Source organism: Novosphingobium resinovorum, from assembly GCF_001742225.1.
Lineage (GTDB): Bacteria > Pseudomonadota > Alphaproteobacteria > Sphingomonadales > Sphingomonadaceae > Novosphingobium > Novosphingobium resinovorum_A.
Map to the genome: position 1 here is coordinate 504,255 of NZ_CP017077.1, position 15,439 is coordinate 519,693.

General features: G+C 59.9%; 18 protein-coding genes and 1 pseudogene. 8 read left to right on the forward strand and 11 right to left on the reverse strand.

Annotation, left to right across the window (positions count from 1 at the left end; all coding sequences use genetic code 11):
* Positions 1-68: 68 nt before the first annotated feature.
* Positions 69-888, reverse strand: a pseudogene (gene mobF, locus BES08_RS34810) (MobF family relaxase); the annotation flags it as partial.
* Positions 889-891: 3 nt separating this feature from the next.
* Positions 892-3,333, reverse strand: a complete 2,442-nt coding sequence (locus tag BES08_RS27390; RefSeq protein ID WP_069709956.1) for a type IV secretion system DNA-binding domain-containing protein — start codon at positions 3,331-3,333, stop codon at positions 892-894.
* Positions 3,334-3,454: 121 nt separating this feature from the next.
* On the opposite strand from BES08_RS27390, the gene BES08_RS33255 reads away from it, so the two are divergent.
* On the forward strand, positions 3,455-3,688 hold the full coding sequence (locus BES08_RS33255) for a hypothetical protein (protein WP_156800003.1): 234 nt from the start codon (positions 3,455-3,457) through the stop codon (positions 3,686-3,688).
* A gap of 477 nt (positions 3,689-4,165) precedes the next feature.
* Positions 4,166-4,390 carry a hypothetical protein gene (locus BES08_RS27400; protein WP_062069159.1) on the forward strand — a complete coding sequence of 75 codons (225 nt, stop codon included), beginning with the start codon at positions 4,166-4,168 and terminating at the stop codon, positions 4,388-4,390.
* A gap of 219 nt (positions 4,391-4,609) precedes the next feature.
* Here BES08_RS27400 and BES08_RS27405 read toward each other — a convergent pair whose 3' ends face one another.
* Entirely contained in the window at positions 4,610-4,915 is a 306-nt protein-coding gene (locus tag BES08_RS27405) for a hypothetical protein (RefSeq protein WP_069709957.1), read from the reverse strand.
* A gap of 239 nt (positions 4,916-5,154) precedes the next feature.
* On the opposite strand from BES08_RS27405, the gene BES08_RS27410 reads away from it, so the two are divergent.
* Together BES08_RS27410 and BES08_RS34540 are read left to right on the forward strand one after the other, a co-directional pair.
* On the forward strand, positions 5,155-6,213 hold the full coding sequence (locus BES08_RS27410; RefSeq protein WP_156800004.1) for an IS110 family RNA-guided transposase: 1,059 nt from the start codon (positions 5,155-5,157) through the stop codon (positions 6,211-6,213).
* A gap of 323 nt (positions 6,214-6,536) precedes the next feature.
* Positions 6,537-6,665, forward strand: coding sequence for a hypothetical protein (locus tag BES08_RS34540; protein ID WP_268957473.1), 129 nt, complete (start codon positions 6,537-6,539; stop codon positions 6,663-6,665).
* A gap of 50 nt (positions 6,666-6,715) precedes the next feature.
* Here the strand turns inward: BES08_RS34540 and BES08_RS27415 are convergent, their stop codons facing one another.
* From BES08_RS27415 to BES08_RS27440, 6 genes are all read right to left on the reverse strand, one after another.
* Positions 6,716-7,225 carry a hypothetical protein gene (locus BES08_RS27415; RefSeq protein ID WP_069709959.1) on the reverse strand — a complete coding sequence of 170 codons (510 nt, stop codon included), beginning with the start codon at positions 7,223-7,225 and terminating at the stop codon, positions 6,716-6,718.
* A gap of 429 nt (positions 7,226-7,654) precedes the next feature.
* Positions 7,655-8,803, reverse strand: a complete 1,149-nt coding sequence (locus BES08_RS27420; protein WP_083274870.1) for a DUF2493 domain-containing protein — start codon at positions 8,801-8,803, stop codon at positions 7,655-7,657.
* Positions 8,804-8,878: 75 nt separating this feature from the next.
* The gene (locus BES08_RS27425; protein WP_069709960.1) at positions 8,879-9,322 is read right to left on the reverse strand and encodes a DUF736 domain-containing protein; all 444 of its coding nucleotides are present in this window, start codon (positions 9,320-9,322) and stop codon (positions 8,879-8,881) included.
* Between the two features lie 758 nt (positions 9,323-10,080).
* Complete coding sequence (locus BES08_RS33260) at positions 10,081-10,653, reverse strand: hypothetical protein (RefSeq protein WP_197524511.1); 573 nt, start codon at positions 10,651-10,653, stop codon at positions 10,081-10,083.
* A gap of 352 nt (positions 10,654-11,005) precedes the next feature.
* Complete coding sequence (locus BES08_RS27435; RefSeq protein ID WP_231958383.1) at positions 11,006-11,215, reverse strand: helix-turn-helix domain-containing protein; 210 nt, start codon at positions 11,213-11,215, stop codon at positions 11,006-11,008.
* A 56-nt stretch (positions 11,216-11,271) separates the two neighbouring features.
* A complete protein-coding gene (locus tag BES08_RS27440) occupies positions 11,272-11,625 on the reverse strand; it encodes a hypothetical protein (RefSeq protein ID WP_069709963.1) in 354 nt (117 codons plus the stop codon).
* Positions 11,626-11,968: 343 nt separating this feature from the next.
* On the opposite strand from BES08_RS27440, the gene BES08_RS27445 reads away from it, so the two are divergent.
* A complete protein-coding gene (locus BES08_RS27445; protein WP_069709964.1) occupies positions 11,969-12,433 on the forward strand; it encodes a hypothetical protein in 465 nt (154 codons plus the stop codon).
* A gap of 4 nt (positions 12,434-12,437) precedes the next feature.
* On the opposite strand, the gene BES08_RS27450 is transcribed toward BES08_RS27445, so the two are convergent.
* Positions 12,438-12,632, reverse strand: a complete 195-nt coding sequence (locus BES08_RS27450) for a hypothetical protein (RefSeq protein ID WP_069709965.1) — start codon at positions 12,630-12,632, stop codon at positions 12,438-12,440.
* Positions 12,633-13,140: 508 nt separating this feature from the next.
* Between BES08_RS27450 and BES08_RS27455 the strand changes: the two genes are divergently transcribed.
* Genes BES08_RS27455 through hmpA form a run of 3 tightly spaced genes read left to right on the forward strand, consistent with a single transcriptional unit; the run spans position 13,141 to position 15,139 of the window.
* The gene (locus BES08_RS27455) at positions 13,141-13,620 is read left to right on the forward strand and encodes a group III truncated hemoglobin (protein ID WP_083274872.1); all 480 of its coding nucleotides are present in this window, start codon (positions 13,141-13,143) and stop codon (positions 13,618-13,620) included.
* Positions 13,613-13,888, forward strand: coding sequence for a TehB family protein (locus BES08_RS27460; RefSeq protein ID WP_069709966.1), 276 nt, complete (start codon positions 13,613-13,615; stop codon positions 13,886-13,888). Before BES08_RS27455 ends, BES08_RS27460 begins: the two co-directional genes overlap by 8 nt.
* Positions 13,889-13,927: 39 nt before the next feature.
* Entirely contained in the window at positions 13,928-15,139 is a 1,212-nt protein-coding gene (gene hmpA / locus BES08_RS27465) for an NO-inducible flavohemoprotein (protein ID WP_069709967.1), read from the forward strand.
* Between the two features lie 42 nt (positions 15,140-15,181).
* Here the strand turns inward: hmpA and BES08_RS27470 are convergent, their stop codons facing one another.
* Positions 15,182-15,427: a hypothetical protein gene (locus tag BES08_RS27470; protein ID WP_020820532.1), complete on the reverse strand. Its 246-nt coding sequence runs from the start codon at positions 15,425-15,427 to the stop codon at positions 15,182-15,184.
* Positions 15,428-15,439: the final 12 nt, after the last annotated feature.

Consider the following 15,439-nt stretch of genomic DNA (forward strand, 5'->3'; position numbering starts at 1 on the left):
TCCTTGCCGTTGAATCCCTGGCTTTCAGCCTTCTCGATCCATTCTTTCACGAGGTCTTGATTGTTCTCTCCGGCGACCTTGGGATCTCGCGATCGCGCGGTGACTTCGCGCATGCCTTGCGTGCTCTTGATGCCGAGGCTTTTCGAGAGAGCGACGATTTCCTCGCGGCGCTGGCTGAAGGCTTCGATCACTGCCTTGGGCACACCGACGATCTCGAAAGTACCGTGCTTGCCCTCGAGTTGGACCTTGTAGCCCAGTTGCTCCATCTCGTTGCGCAGGAAGGCATGGTAGATCGTGCCGATTACCGAATTGTTCTGCCAGATCTTGTCATTGTGGAGAGCCTGCCATGTGCCGTCAGCCATGCGGGTCATGTTGGCGACTACGGCATGGATATGGGCCTGCGGATCACGCGCCCGGCTCGTGTCGTGCTGGAACAGCGCGTATACGAGGGTTGCCGGTCTGGACAGGCACCTTCTTCCCGTCGATGTCCTTACGGGTCTCCGCAAGGTTCTTTTCGACCCAGGCCATGGTTTTCTGGACTGCCTTGAGGTGGGCTCCCTCGGGTCCAAGGATGCGCTTGTCGCCAGCTATATAGGCCATGAGCGACACTGACTTTGGCGCGGAAAAGGTCATGTCGATGCCGGGGCGGCGCCCCTCAAACTGGCGCAGCTGCTGCCCGTTCGGGGTTTCCCCGTTCAACACCTTCTCGAAGGCTTCGCGGGTAACGGGCGTGCCAGCGGCGATGGGGCTGTCCTTGACCCCTTCGCCGCCCCATTGGCTCACCTCGCCGGCTTGCTCTGTGGTGTAGTATTCGCCGCTGACCAGATCATCATTGGTGAAATACTTCGCGGCGCCCCCAGCGGAACGAACGGATGCGATGGAGTGCATCGGTCAGTCTCCGATGCCCATGTCTGAATCACCCAGATCGTGGTGATCGTGACTGTGGTCTTTTCCATCGCCGGTGCCGAAGCCATCACGCGCTTCACGCACACCTAGATCTTCCTCGGCAGGATCGACTTTCCCTTGTGGCGCCTCAACGCCCACGTCCTTATCGGAAGATCGGGACGATATTTCCTGGGCATCGCGTCGGGTGGTGGAATTTTCAGGCAGCGCGGATTCACGCTCTGGAGTATCGATACCGTTATGGTCGACGGAATTGTCCCGCGCCGTGTCACCCATTCCAGTCGCGGATTGTGCTGCACCGGGGTCCATCCGTTCGAGGGCTTCACGCGCGTTTGGATCGCGGCCCTCCTGCTCTTCGCGTTCCTGCTCGGAGGGTTGCGACAGGATATTGGACGCAAGCGCAATTGGGCCTTCGCCTGCCTTCTGCTCCTCTTCGCTGAGCGCGATTTCTTCACCACGCCCACCGTCATCTCCACCCTTCGGCTTACCCCCACCTCCGCGAATTTTGCCATCTGGATCGTCCGGCTTGTTCGGTGGACGCCGAATGAAACCTTCCGCGACCTGCGGGTATTGCTGCCATTGCAGACGGACGCGCGCAGCAGGGAAACCGTCAGGGAATTTCACGAAGCCGTGCATCGAGGGCAGGTTCATGATGTCGTCGGGTATGACGAGTGGTTCGATCTGCTTTCGGGGTGTCAGCGTGGAAGCATCGCGGGTGGAATTGTAGCCGTATGAGTAGCCCTCATCCATCTGCCGGATTTCGCGATTGCCGATGTAGCGGGCGCACTGCTCTGCCGTGTCGAGATCAGCCGCGGCGAGCATCAGCTTGGTGCGCGCGAGCGACGACAGGTTGCGGGCGTTTTCCTCCCCATAAACCTGCACCAGCTTGTCGAAGGAGTGCAGCCCGAGGATCATGGCGCCGCCAAAATTTCGGGCAGTCTGAAGGCCGTCTTCGATGGCAGGAAGGCGGTGCAAGGCGCCCAGCTCGTCGAACATGAACCATGTCCGCAATGAGCGGGTCTTTTTCATCGTCATAAGCGAGTGGATGGCAAGGTTCGACCACAAGGTCAGGAGCGCCTTGTTCATCTCGAGGTCGGTGTAGGTGCAAGTGATGAAGAGGATCGATCCGGGGGCCTTGTCGCCGGTGATCCACTGCTTGATGGAGTAGGGCTTACCGTCGTCGGGAAGGAAGCGCAGCGCCTGTGCATTGGTGTTGAAGACGGCGCGGATCGATTCCGCCATGCGGGCCGCTTCTGGAGCAGTCAGGGGGTCCGCAATCGTCTTCTGCAGATGACGGTGGACCTGCTTGAGGTCAGCGGTCATCAGGTTGTCCGCGAGGGCCTGATTGGAGGTCTGTCCCTTCTCGATCAGCTTCATGCACATTTCGATGAAGAGGGTACGCGCTGCGAGGGCCCAGAACGGTTCCGACGAGCCGCCATCGGAGGGTATCAGCGCGGCGGCTGCGGCCGTGAACTCGCTGTAGGTTTGGCAATCGTTGAAGATCGACCAGGCCGGGCAGCGCACGTCCATGGGATTGAGGATCGTGTCTCTCTCTGGGTCATAGAACGCCTCGACGTAAGCGCCGGTAAGATCGAACACGACGGCGTTGTCTTCGCGCTCACGCATCTGTTCCAGGTGCTTACGCAGGACGGTCGTTTTGCCGGTGCCGGTAGTGCCCAGCAGCATGGTGTGGGATTGCTCGAGCCGGTGCGGGTAGGGGATGCCAGCGATGTGGTAGGGATGGTGTATTCCAGCTGCCTTGCGAGCCGCGAAGGGTAGGGCAAGGACTTCCTTTGCTGACAGGTCCGGGAAGAGGTCTTTGGCCTCTTCGACGAACTTGGTTTGATTGTGCTGGCTGATCTCCTTGTAGAGCAGATCCCGGTCCACCAACATCGCACCGCGTTCGTGGCGTTCTTCCATGATTGAGCCGCCCCGGCGGCGGGAGAAATCAACGTACCAGATCGATGCCGGGATGGTCGCGAAGGAGGCGATAAGAGCCGAGCCTATAATGCCGCGCATCGCCTTGTGCCAGGCGAGTGCTACTTCGGGCACATAGGGGACGTATCCCATGAACGTGTGCCGCACGGTATGGTCGGGAAGCTGCAGGTTAGCCTGCTTCATAGGATCGAGGGCACACCAGTCCCAAAGCCACGACAGCACGCGCATGCAGATGAGCTGGAAGTTGTTCTCGTCGAGCGTGAACGACAGGATCGTGAAGTAGGAGAGGGCGAAGATTCCGAGCCACATGAGGAAGGGCATTTTTGCGCCCTGCAGCCACATGATGACCTGGGTGTTGAGCAACTGGCTCCCACGCACGAAATTGCCGTTGTTACGGGGGGTGTCACCGCGCGCGGAATGGTGTTTGAGAGGGACGGGCCGACCGTCGTCGCGAATGTCTTCGCGGTCTTTTTTGCCGTCTTTACGCGCCATGATAGCGCTCCATGCGACGGGTCGTTTCCTCTAGGACGAGTTTCCGATGATCGGGGTGTTCTTCGCGCAGGATCGTGTCGACGGCAGCCTGTGTGTACTCACACACTCTCGCTAGTCGAAGGTGGCTGGCATTATCGAGTACGCCGCCGTCCAGGTGACGCTTGACGATGAACCTTACGAGATCGGCAAAGGATCTGTCTTGGTCGGCAGCGATCGCGTCGAGCCGGTCAAGATCGTGTTTGTCGAACCTTACGGATCGCTGGGTACTTCTCATTTTCAAACCACCCTCTCGAATGAGGGGATGGTGAGCTTTTGCGGAAAGCGGTCATTTACTACTCTCGGTCCCTACGGATAGCAAGTTTATTTAGGCGCCAAAAGTCTATGTAATCCCATGTAATCCCAACTAAGCCACTGATATGGTTGATAAATAGCAATGGGAGTGAATGGGATTACATAAGGGAGTGATTGGGATTACACTAAATATTGCCACAACCCATTGTAATACCGTCATAATCCTGCACGCACCGTGCGTTCGGTGTGCTACCGTAGCTGACATATCGTTGTTGGAGCCTCGGTCTGTTCCTGCGTTCGTCTGGTGCGGATATGATTCCGGTTTCCGGTGGGCACCGGGCCGCCGTGAGGCGGAAACGCCGGAGGGAATAGAGCGCTTCGCGCGGGTGAAATGGGCCAGATGGCGCATGATTTCTCCATGGGTGAAGGGGCGATTTCGAAGGGTTGTCGTAGGGGAGTACGTCGCGGGTTTTCGCATGGCGTGAGAGCGGCTATGGTGGCCGGGTTCAGAGCCGATCAGCCTGACCGAAAGGTACAAGTAATGGCGAAGTCACTGGACGCGGAAATGGCCGCGATCGAAGCCGAGGAACGCAAGCTGGTGGAGCGTCGAAAGGCGCATCAGCAGAAGGTGCGGGAAGCGGCGATCGGGACGGTCGAGAAGGCGGGGCTTTTCAAGCTCCCGCATGATCGACTTGAGCGGATCATGACGGCGGTGAAGACGCTGGGCGTGGATGAAGTGGAGAAGCGGCTTCAGGCTTCAGCCTGAGCCGGTTCGCCACCGAACAAACGACCGATGGCCGCACGGATGGGCTTGCCCATTCGGGCGGCCATTCCTTTTGCGGCGGGCCCCGGCGATGCGTAGCCCTGGCCGTGAGGCCAAGGCGAGCGAGCCGGGTGGGGTCGCGCAGCGGTCGGGACGGCATCAGACAAAAAAAGGGAAGCGCGGCCCTGTGGGGCTGCGCCTCCCGTGCGTAGCGATTCCGGCTCACCAGTTGAGCGGGTTTTCCATATGCTCGGCGTAGAGGTCTTGGGACGCGAGGAGGATTTCGTGGTCGATCTCGATCATGCTCCAGTTGAGCCGGTCAGCGTGGTTATGGACCGTCTCGCGATCGTCGATCGTCATGGCGCTCCAGTCGATCATTTCGAGGAAGTCGTCGCGGCGGTCATGGATGCGACAGGCGCGGTGCATTTCGGCTTCGAGCGAGGCGATGCGACGCTCGATGCGGATCTCTTTATCCGACTTGGCGATGAACTCGATCTTGTCTTCGGGGAGGGTAACTGACGTGCTCATAACGCTCACTCCTTAGTCAAAACGACAGTTACGGTCGGACCTTCGGGGCGCGGCCGGGTCAGGGACGCGAAAGGCGAGCCTTTCGCGCCGCGAAGCGGCGGTGGGGGTCACGATTTTCTTTGGCGGCCGCTTCGGTGTGATCGGGTGCGAGAATGTCGATCCGCCGAAGAAAATGGTGTTGGGGTGGACGGCCCCCGAACATCATAATGAGGTCGTTAGATCACAGTAGGAGGCCGTCAGTGAGCAACATCGCGCGCATCGGAATGGACACTTCCAAGAGTATCTTCGTACTGCATGGCGTCAGCGCCGACGATCAGGTCGTGTTGCGAAAAAAGCTCCGTCGCAACCAAGTTCTGGAATTCTTCAGCAAGCTCTCACCAACGCAGATCGGCATTGAGGCGTGCGGGGCGTCGCATCATTGGTCTCGCAAGCTTGAGGAGCTTGGTCATGAGGTGCTTCTGATCGCACCTCAGCATGTGAAGCCCTATGTTCGCCGCAACAAAAATGATGCGGCTGACGCGGAGGCGATCTGCGAGACGATGAGCCGGCCTCGAACATGGTTTGTACCGGCAAAAACTGCGGATCAGCAGGCCGGCCTAATGCTAGCTGGGACCCGCGATGCGCTCATTCGCAGGCGCACTCAGCTTAGCAATATGATCCGTTCCTATGCCGCAGAGTTCGGCTTGGTATCACCGCGCGGACTCGACAAAATTGAGCCATTGCTGGGGCGGATTGCAGCCGACGAAACGTTGCCAGACCTTGCGAAGGAAATGTTTGCCGACTTGGGCGGCGACTACACACAACTCCAGGATCGACTTACGATCATCGAGAAGAGGCTGCAGCTCTGGCATCGCAGTCACGAGCAGAGCAGGCGTCTGGCTCAGATACCCGGTGTCGGCGTCGTCGGCGCTGCGCTGATGACGATGAAGGTTCCCGATCCCAAAGCTTTCCGCTCAGGGCGCCACTTCGCCGCTTGGCTGGGACTTACACCAAAGGATCATTCAACCGCCGGGAAACAGCGGCTTGGAGTTATCACCCGAGCTGGCGATGAGGCCCTGCGGAGCGTTCTGGTCGTCGGAGCGACCGCACTATTGCAGCAGGTTCGAAAGGGACGAAGCCTGCAATCGCGGTGGCTGGCTGAACTGCTGCGGCGCAAGCCGCCCAAGCTTGTGGCGGTGGCGCTGGCCAACAAGACTGCCCGCATAGCGTGGAAGCTCATGGTGAGCGGTGAGGTTTACGATCGGAACCGGGTTACCCCGCCGCAGGATGGCATAACAGGTGAACTCGTAGCGGCGTAATCGAATTCTGGGCCGGAAAGGCGGCCCGACATCAGTTGCTTGCAAGAGAAGATAGCAGATGGCGTGATCGATCGATCTAAGACACGAGCAACTCCGTGGGCCCCACTGGCCAAGACATCGAAGGTCGAAATGGTGTTAGGAACTCGCGTCGCGGAACCCATCTTGGCAGCGGTCATATGCGGCCGCGACATCAGACCGGACATATGAGCGCAAGCGATCCGATTGGTCTTCTTCTCAGCTCTTGTAAGCAGGGGGCCGTCCACATATGGGGCCCCGCCGTCCTTGACGCGGCCGCGCCCCGGAGGTCACAATGGGAAGACTGTGTGGTGGTTTTACCTATCGGCGTGGCGCGGGCGGCGATGCGTAGCCCTGGCCGTCAGGCCAAGGCGAGCGAGGCGAGCCCGCGCGGACAGATGAGAGGCTTTGCCGGTCGCTATGACCAGACCATTTGAAGAGCGCAGCTGGGCGAGGAAATGGCCGCCATCTCGTTGAGCGCTTGCATTTATCGGGCAAGTCCCGGCTCGGCATCGAGGCGGCTTGTCATGACGGGATCGGCAAGGCTGCCGCGCAGCTGCTCGATGCTGATCGCGCCGCAGCTATCCGTGCCGAGGCCAAGCATGGCGAGGATGGCGTAGGCGTTCGAGTTGGAGACTTCCATCTCGGGTGCCGCGTCGGGGTTCGTCGAGAGCGACACCATGATGTCGGGTTCGTCATCGCGGCGGGCGATGCGGATTCGACGGCCAAGGAATTGGGCGGTCTCGATCAGGGCGATCGCGTCGACGTCAAAGGTGAAGTGACGGGCGATCATCGCGATCGGCATCATGGCGGTGCGGGCCTCCCACGCGAAGACTTGCTCATCGAGCGAGCCGTAGTCGTGGATGATGAGATCGAGGCCGTAGCGCTCGCCGTATGCGGCGAGGGTTTCGCGCAAGGCGCCCATCTGCAGGGCGTCGATCATGACGGGGCGCAGGTTATCGGGTTCGGCCTCATCCTTGATGCGAAACGTGATCATCGGAAACCTCCTTCGTTAAACTCGCCTCGTCTCTCCCTCTCTTCTCCAGTGCCGATCCGGCGACGGATCGGGGACGCCAAAAGGCGCAATGGGTAAAAGGGCGAAATGACACCCGAAGGGGCAGGGCAGGGCGGTCCCGATTGTCCCGAAATGTGAGCCGCGGCGCTGGCAGACTGGCGCGGTTCCGGGTTCATGCTCGCGGCAGCAGCGCGCGCCGGGTTCGATGCCCGGCGCGCGCTTCCCCGCCCTCGATTCCTCGTGGCCGGCCAGAGCGGCGCGCGCGGCGGCCTGGCGTGGGGGGAACCGTAGGGTTTCCCCCACCTGGCACAAGGGCACGACAAAGGGCCAGCGCCGGGGAAGTCCCCCGATGCTGGCCCAATGCTCCTGCCAAGGAAAGGGTTGGGGCGGCGCTGGTCCGCCCCTGTTATCTCATCCCCAATTCTGCCGCTTGGCGTCGGCGGGCATGGGGGCCTGTGCATCGTAGCGGAAGGCATGGGTGGGAACGCCCGCGTCCTTCAGTTCGTCGAGCAAGTGCGACTGAATGCCGGTGCCTTGGCAAATGATGGCTTCGACGGGCCGGAGGCTGACAAGCTGGTCATTGCGCTTGAAACCGGCGCTCTTTCCGAAGCGCTGGGCGTTCGGGGCGAAAGTGACAAGCGGCACGCCAGCTTGTGCGGCCCAAGCTGCGGCGATGGCGTCGCATCCCTTGCGCTGGCCGGTGGTGCAAAGGGTCATGCTCGGGATACGGGCCTTGATCTGGTCAAGGCGGGCGTAAAGCTGCTGGTAGTCGTGCCATTCCTGACCGCCGGAAAAGACGACAAGCGGGCCGGTGGGGTTGCGCTTCTCGCGCATGGCGGTTGCGCGCGCCTTGAGGAAATCGGCCGATGCGATCTGGCTTGCGGTGGTGACGCTCGAAACCCTCGATCCGCGCGCGGTACTCCATGGGCGGCCGGTCTGCGAACGGTAGCAGTTGGCGGCATAGTCGCGCATGCATTCGATCGCGGCGCGCTGCTCCATCTTGGTTTGCGCGCGGACCTGCAAATCTTCCATCTCGGTTGCATAGATTTCGCTGCGGTCGTCCTGCTCGATCCGGTCTTTCAGGTCACGGCAAAGCGTGTCCTCCTCACGGGCCAGCTTCTCCGCTTCGTAGTGAAACGAATTGACGATGCCCCATGCGATCGCCTGCGCGCTCGGCTCAAGGCGGGTATCGCGGAAAAGGTCAAAGATGGTGTTGATGATGGCATGGCATTCCGCCTGCGCCTCGGCGGGCTCGGGCATGTCCAGTTCCTGCCGCTCGCCTCCCATGTCGAGGATGGAAAGCGCGGTCACATCGCCGAATGCCTCGGTGAAGCTGTCGAGCACGGAATCTTGCGCGATCATGTCGGCAATCTCTGCCTCCCGCGCCAGTGCTGCCAGCTCGTCGGGCGTGGCTGCGGTTCCTGCTTCCTGCTCGCCGTTCATGGTGTCGGCAATCGCCTTGTCGAGGTACTGCTTGCGCAGTTCGGCGGGCGTGGTGCCGATGGCCTTGGCGAGGTCGGCAAAGCTGCTATAGCTGCGGTTATTCGTTTCCTTGGTCATGATAACTCATCCTTGGCAGGGGATAGCGAAAGGGTCGGGAGAGGGGTTCCAGCTCTCTCCCTTCCCGACGGGGGTTTAGAACGCGGGGATGTGATCCTCTTCGTCCTGCGTGATACGGCCATCTTCGGTTGCGTTGCCTTCACCGAAACTGTCATCACGCTGGCGGCGACGGGACTGGCGGGTTCCGTCCATGTTCTGGCGAACGGGGGCCGGGCGGTTCCAGACCACGCGGAAGCCTTCTTCTACGTCGCCAAAGAGCATCACCTGAAGCGGCTCGGGCAGGCTGGGGTCATCCAAGCGGCCCTGATAGAAAACCTCGCCGGTCGAATTGCTGGTCGCTTCCCACAGTGCGCCGATCTGCGCCCAGCGCTTGCCGTTCCAAGCCATGATTTCGTAGAACGGTGCCTTGTCGTTGCTGCTGTCGACCGGGCGAAGGCCGAGACGGTGAAGGTCGATGGTCGCGGTTGCGATGGAACCGATGATCTGGCCGTTCTTGAGGGCGAAAGAACCGATGTTCATGAGTATTGCTCCTATAGTGCGGGGCCTATCCCCTTGCCTTTGGTCCGGGGCTTCTCCCCTTCCCTTCCGACACATTAATTCTACTCGCTAAACCCAAAATACTGAAATGCATTGATTTCTTAACAGATATTTACCGTACATGGTGAATCTGAGCCTAAATAGTTGGCGCGGCAGCGACATTACAAGGAAACTTCGGCCCGCCAGGGCCGTCATTACTGACCAACAGAGCGCAAAGGGGTCGGTTGTCATTCACCGCACACGGAGCCACCTTCGCCTGTGTCCCAAGTGGCACGCCGGGGATCGCTCGATCAAAAGACGTCGCGCTGCGACCTAGCGGACCGGCTAGCGCAGCTTGGTTGGAGGCAGCTTTTGATTGAGCAACCCGGTGTGCGACGCCGGGACACTGGCGGGGGTGGCGCAGTTTGTGGTGAATGACCTGGCGCGAGGTTGGTGCTGGGGATCGGCGTCCTCGCCGGTCCCCAGCATAGACGAGGGAACCGGCACCGAAGGGGACGACAACAGCCGCAGGCTACTGGCGCTGTGCGTAGACCAGGAGCCGCCGTGGAGGGCTGACGGGGGGGAGGGGGCCTCATCGCGGCGCGGGGCTCTGAGGCCCGTTGCAGGCTCGCTGGCGGCGAGGGCAGGGCGCCCGGGCAAGGGATCGTTACCCGCAGGGCGGAGACCCGCAGGGGCTCCGGGAGCCGCAGGCGACTAGAGCCCGGTCTCGCCGCAGGCGAGATGACCCCTACTGCTAACTGTTACAGTTCTGAAGCTGTGGTAGGAACCGGTGATGGAGGGCTATCGTCACGCACAAAAAACTCGAACTCGCCTCGTGTTGCATTGTCTTTAGCATGTCGTCGGAATGAGAGATTACCTTGTGAAAAGCACCATCGCATTTCATCGCCAGCAAAAGTTGCCCCGAAAGCATTCTGTAACGTCTTGTGTTCTTCCAGACACGGATCGCCGTAAATAGGACGAATAACGCGAAGAATTTCGTCATAGTCTGACGGGTCTATCTTGATTGAGAACCAGTCGAGCTTTCCATCCTTACGAAAGATGACGTCGCTACCCCTTGCCGTGATACCGGCCACTTCGTTTTTGGCGAACATGCAGCTGTGGCCGCCATCGATTCCGTCCGAGCAGGCGTAAACGGCCTTGATCTCCAGCGCCTGGTTATAGCTTGTTTTCCCAGGCACCAGGTCACGGAAGGAAAACTCCTGCGGTGCGTCAGTTTTATCAGTTGAGGGGCTATCTACATTTGATGGTGCGCTGGAGTTGCAACCTGCAAGCAGAATGGCTGCGCTCGCCAAAACCAAGCGAGTATGTAGCATTTTGTTCTAGCCCCCATGTTGCTGCTTTAGCGACCAGTAGCGGGAGGAGAATTTTTTTGAAGTGTCGATCGCGAGGTCTCGCTGTCTATTTATTACCCCGATCCGTAATTCCGTAGGCAGCAAGGCCAAGCCACGAGCCGTTCCCACCGCGGAACTGACGGACGACGTCACCGCGATCCCAGTGTCCGGTGGAGATGCCTCGCCGATTGATCCCGCCGACAGGGCGGGTCCGTGCTGCCAGCAGGCGCGCGCGGCGCGTGTCACGATCGAGATGGCGCAGTGGTTCCATGTCACAGATCCTTTCGGAATGATGGATCGGGGATCGATCGCTGGCGACGTTTAGCCGCACGCTTCATTCAGGATGGCGTGGCTTTTCAGAGATTGGCGTGAGAAGATCGATCACGGTAACTTCAAGCACATCCGCCATTTTCTGCAGGGTTGAGAGGGTGGGGTTCGCTCTTCCGTGCATGATATGGGAGATGTGCGAGGCGGCGACACCGGATCGCTCCGAGAGTTCTCCTTGGGTCAACTTGCGCGAAGCGCAGGCAGTACCAAGGTTCACGGCCAGCGCCTGGTGGAGAGGCGAGGTAAGGTCCGTCTCGGAGAGATATAGTCGGGTCATATGTGCATGAGCGACGAATAGATCAGGCAAGCTGCAAGTAGCCCTCCAATCAGCCATGCAATGCGCGCGGGTCCGACCATGCTGAGACATAAGCCACTGATGGAAAGCACCATCAAAAGCATCCAGGGATTTTGGCCAGTGATGTAGTTGTAGACTACGTAGGGCACGGCAACGGCGAGAGGCAGCCAGATCCAGTTGAGAAGTGCAAAACGCCTCCAGCGTTCATAACGTGTGAGCGGCGGTGCGCCAGCTGGACGAAGCTGGAAGACACCTGAGGCGCGAGTGGTGGCCACCGCCAGGGCCATAGGGACGACAGTGAACAGGATGGCCAAGGGGAGGGCGGCTTTCATACAAGATCTCCGGTCATGTCGCGAACAACCTAACCTTCACGGCCCACTTTTCTCAAGGTGCCATGGGGCCTTGTGACTGCACCGCTCGCGGTGCGGGTTGCCGGTCTGGCAAATATTATGGGACAGGGGGTATCGGGATTGCCAGACCGGCGGGGAACAAGACTGCTTCTCGCTCGCCGGGGCGAGTTTTGAGTTTCAATTCCTAACGAACGGTTAATTTCATGAGAGACCTAAGTTCTCGAAAATGAAATCCCCGGTCATTTGAATGACCGCATGAGCCTTGACTAGGACGTTCCCTTAATGTTCGAACCCGTCCATAGGTCTCACCGAAGGAGGACAACCTATGAAGATGAAGGACGTACTAGAAGGGTACGATTACGATCTGCCCCTGATGGACGCGGTGAACGATGTCGAACTTCGACCTGTTCGCCGGCTGCTGGCGGGAGCCCTTATGGGTGAGAGCCTGGATGCCGGATATTTCGCGACCCGTGAAATGGCCGATGCCTATTTCGACCTGTGGAACGACGATCGCAAGGGCGTGCGCTATGGCGAGGGCTATCTGGCCTTTGAGGAGATCCTCAAGGACAAGAACCCGCTGCAGATGAAGCTGTGGTATCTGACCTGCGAACGGGATCTGAAAGAGACCGTGAAGGATACGCGTTGGCTCGCGATCCTCGCCAACCGTCGTGCCTACATGGCTCGGGCCGTTCGGGAATCGGGGGCGCAACTGCTGCATGTCTCGGCCCGAAATCTGGTCGCCGGCAAAACCCCCGCCGAACTGGTGGCGGATCAGACGGTCTGGAATTGAGCGCTCAGGCTACGAGCGCAAGGATGGTTTCCGGCTCGCTCGGCTGATGCCGCGAGACGCGGAAGGGTTGTAAAGGGTTGTCGGTGCGCACGACGAACTGGTCGGCGCCGGTGGTGTCGCGAAGCTGACAGGCGACGGCATAGCACTTCTCGAACGAGGTGAGATGGCGGCGGCGGGCTGAGAGAGACGAGATAGTCATAGGTTTGTCCTTCGGGTGATGTCCTTCGGGTGATGTGCGCTAATGCGCGGGAACGAGCCATGCAGGTTCGTTCATCTTAAATTGACCCATTGCGATCTATTATGGATGGAGCCGGAGTCGACGTTCAGGCGTTGCTCTGGTTGATCCACGGTAATGCATGGGTCTCATTCAATCGACGGGGTCGAAGCCGCTGCTACGGTTTCGGCCCCGTTATTGTTTGCAGTCGCCTTTGTCGTTCGACCCGCAAGGTGGCGACGACATGCGGATCGGCATGGCTTTGGATCAGACGCAGAAGTGCGTCATCGGGTAATCTGCTTGCATCGAGGCGTGGTCCTTTCGTCCTGGGCGCAGTACGGCCGAGGCCGAGAAGCACGATGCGGTTACGGACTTCAACGAGGCGTTCACCGCGCTCTGCGCGGGTGAAGGCCCGATCTCAGGCTGTGTACATCGCCGCGACCGACGACCTGGAAATATACGCTAGCCTTGCGTTTATGCGCAATAATGATAGATGTATTATATATGCATGATTGGAGCGCGAGTCGTGGACGGTGTCTCGAAAATCAGGGAAGAAGACCTGCTTCCCTTAGTGGAGGAATTTTACGCGCGGATCCGCGCTGATCCCGAACTTGGGCCGATTTTCAACGATGCGATCGACGACTGGCCGGAGCATCTCGGGAAGCTGGCTGCGTTCTGGTCCTCCGTCATGCTCACCAGTGGCCGATACAAGGGGCAACCGGTGCCGGCCCATTTGAAGCATAAGGCCAGGATAACGCCCGCGCTCTTCGAGCGGTGGCTCGCGCTCTGGGTGCAAACGACCAATGACATGATGACGTCAGAAGCGGCCGCGGCACTACAGGCGAAGGCGAGGCGGATCGCCGAGAGCCTGCAACTCGCGATGTTCTTCCAACTGGAAGGGCGGGGTGCCGCAACGGGCACTAGAGCCAAACAGGCGGATGCGCCCGAGCGACGAGTGCAAGCCCATGACTGACAACTTGCCTTATCGTTCCACGCCGGTGTTCAATCAGGATACGCTGCCGGCTGCCTTGCGCGCGCGACATGACACGAAGGCAGGTATTTGGGGCGTGATCCGGGTTCTCGAAGGCGAACTCAGACTAACCTACCTCGAGCCACCTTCGGAGATCGTCCTGACGCCGGACCAGCCTGGTTTGCTCCTCCCCCAGCAACCGCATTTCGTAACGCCGACAGGGCCAATGAAGATGCGGGTGGATTTTTACGATCACAAGCCCGGGCTCTGACATTCCGAGATTTCCAACGCATGCAAAAAGGAGAAGTTGATGACGCAGCCCCTCAGCGATCAGACCATAGCGCTCGTCAAGGCGACCGTGCCCGCACTCGAAGCCCATGGCCTCGACATCGTGCACGAGATGTATTCCCGTATGTTCCAGAATCCGGAAATTCGTGACCTTTTCAATCAGTCGCATCATGGCGACGCCGGTTCGCAGCCACGCGCGCTTACCGGCGCTATTCTCGCCTATGCGAGCAACATTGAAAATCTCGGTGCGCTCGCGCCGGCGGTTGAGCGGATCGCGCAGAAGCATGTTGGCCTGCAGATTCTGCCTGAACATTATCCGCACGTTGCCGAGGCGCTCCTGGGGGCGATCAAGGCAGTGCTGGGCGATGCGGCGACCGATGAAATTCTTGCTGCCTGGGGCGAAGCCTACTGGTTCCTGGCCAACATCCTGATCGCCCGCGAGCAACGGGTCTACTCGGAGCAGAAGGACGCGAGCGGCGGATGGAATGGCTGGCGCGAATTTCGCGTCGAGGACGTCGTGCGTGAGAGCAGCGTCATCAATTCCTTTATTCTGCGCCCCGTCGATGGCGGGGCCGTCATGCGGCACAAGCCGGGGCAGTATCTGACCTTCTGGCTCGAAATTCCGGGGCATCCGCCCGTCAAGCGCAACTATTCGATTTCAGCAGCCCCCAACCGCGAGACCTATCGCATTTCGGTCAAGCGCGAACCGCATGGCCTTGCGTCGGGCTGGCTCCATGATCACGCCAAACCGGGCACGGTGCTCAAAGTGGCGGCGCCGGCAGGCGAATTCTTCCTGGCAGCGCATGTCGAACGCCCGGTGATCCTCCTGTCGGGCGGTGTGGGCCTGACGCCGATGGTGGCGATGCTCGAAACGCTTGCCGAAGGCGGCGCCAGAGTCCCCGTGCACTATGTCCATGGAACCCATGACCGCGATACGCATGCAATGCGCGATCATGTTCGCGCTCTCGCTGGGGGGAACAAGTCGATCACCGTAACCGATTTCCATCAGACCCCGCTGGAAGATGAAGTCGCAGGGCAGGATTATGACGTCGCCGGTATCATCACCGACGAATGGCTGACTGCCAATACGCCGTTGGCTGAGGCTGATTATTATATCTGCGGACCACGCCCGTTTCTGCGGCACGCCGTCTCGACCTTGTCGCTGGCTGGCGTCCCATCCGACCGCATTCATTACGAATTCTTCGGTCCGGCGGACGAATTGCTCGCCGCCTGACTGAGCGCGGAGAAGGGCGACATCGCCCTTCTCCGCGTCTACTCAAACCGCCATGTCGGCGTGATCTCGGACTTCTGGACGCACTTGGGCGTCAGCGACAGGTTCCTCGACGAGAATCGCGAACTTGGCACCCTGGTAATAGATGCTGGGCCGATGCCAGGCCCGCGTCACGACGACGACCGTTCCGTCGATCTCGATCTCTTCGCCTGCCTGGGGTGACCGCGCGAAGTGAAAACTGCCCCGGGCTGCTGGGGAACTGCTATCGCCAGCCAAAACGTCAACGAGCATTTACTTCTCCTC

What these genes read in the sequence shown, in the direction of transcription:
- BES08_RS27445 (WP_069709964.1), top strand. Translation starts at nt 11,969, where the DNA reads ATGAAGATGAAGGACGTACTAGAAGGGTACGATTACGATCTGCCCCTG.
- BES08_RS27460 (WP_069709966.1), top strand. Translation starts at nt 13,613, where the DNA reads ATGACTGACAACTTGCCTTATCGTTCCACGCCGGTGTTCAATCAGGAT.
- BES08_RS33260 (WP_197524511.1), bottom strand. Translation starts at nt 10,653, where the DNA reads ATGCTACATACTCGCTTGGTTTTGGCGAGCGCAGCCATTCTGCTTGCA.
- BES08_RS27470 (WP_020820532.1), bottom strand. Translation starts at nt 15,427, where the DNA reads ATGCTCGTTGACGTTTTGGCTGGCGATAGCAGTTCCCCAGCAGCCCGG.
- BES08_RS27455 (WP_083274872.1), top strand. Translation starts at nt 13,141, where the DNA reads ATGTATTATATATGCATGATTGGAGCGCGAGTCGTGGACGGTGTCTCG.
- BES08_RS27400 (WP_062069159.1), top strand. Translation starts at nt 4,166, where the DNA reads ATGGCGAAGTCACTGGACGCGGAAATGGCCGCGATCGAAGCCGAGGAA.
- BES08_RS27415 (WP_069709959.1), bottom strand. Translation starts at nt 7,225, where the DNA reads ATGATCACGTTTCGCATCAAGGATGAGGCCGAACCCGATAACCTGCGC.
- BES08_RS27440 (WP_069709963.1), bottom strand. Translation starts at nt 11,625, where the DNA reads ATGAAAGCCGCCCTCCCCTTGGCCATCCTGTTCACTGTCGTCCCTATG.
- BES08_RS27420 (WP_083274870.1), bottom strand. Translation starts at nt 8,803, where the DNA reads ATGACCAAGGAAACGAATAACCGCAGCTATAGCAGCTTTGCCGACCTC.
- BES08_RS27390 (WP_069709956.1), bottom strand. Translation starts at nt 3,333, where the DNA reads ATGGCGCGTAAAGACGGCAAAAAAGACCGCGAAGACATTCGCGACGAC.
- hmpA (WP_069709967.1), top strand. Translation starts at nt 13,928, where the DNA reads ATGACGCAGCCCCTCAGCGATCAGACCATAGCGCTCGTCAAGGCGACC.
- BES08_RS27405 (WP_069709957.1), bottom strand. Translation starts at nt 4,915, where the DNA reads ATGAGCACGTCAGTTACCCTCCCCGAAGACAAGATCGAGTTCATCGCC.
- BES08_RS27450 (WP_069709965.1), bottom strand. Translation starts at nt 12,632, where the DNA reads ATGACTATCTCGTCTCTCTCAGCCCGCCGCCGCCATCTCACCTCGTTC.
- BES08_RS27425 (WP_069709960.1), bottom strand. Translation starts at nt 9,322, where the DNA reads ATGAACATCGGTTCTTTCGCCCTCAAGAACGGCCAGATCATCGGTTCC.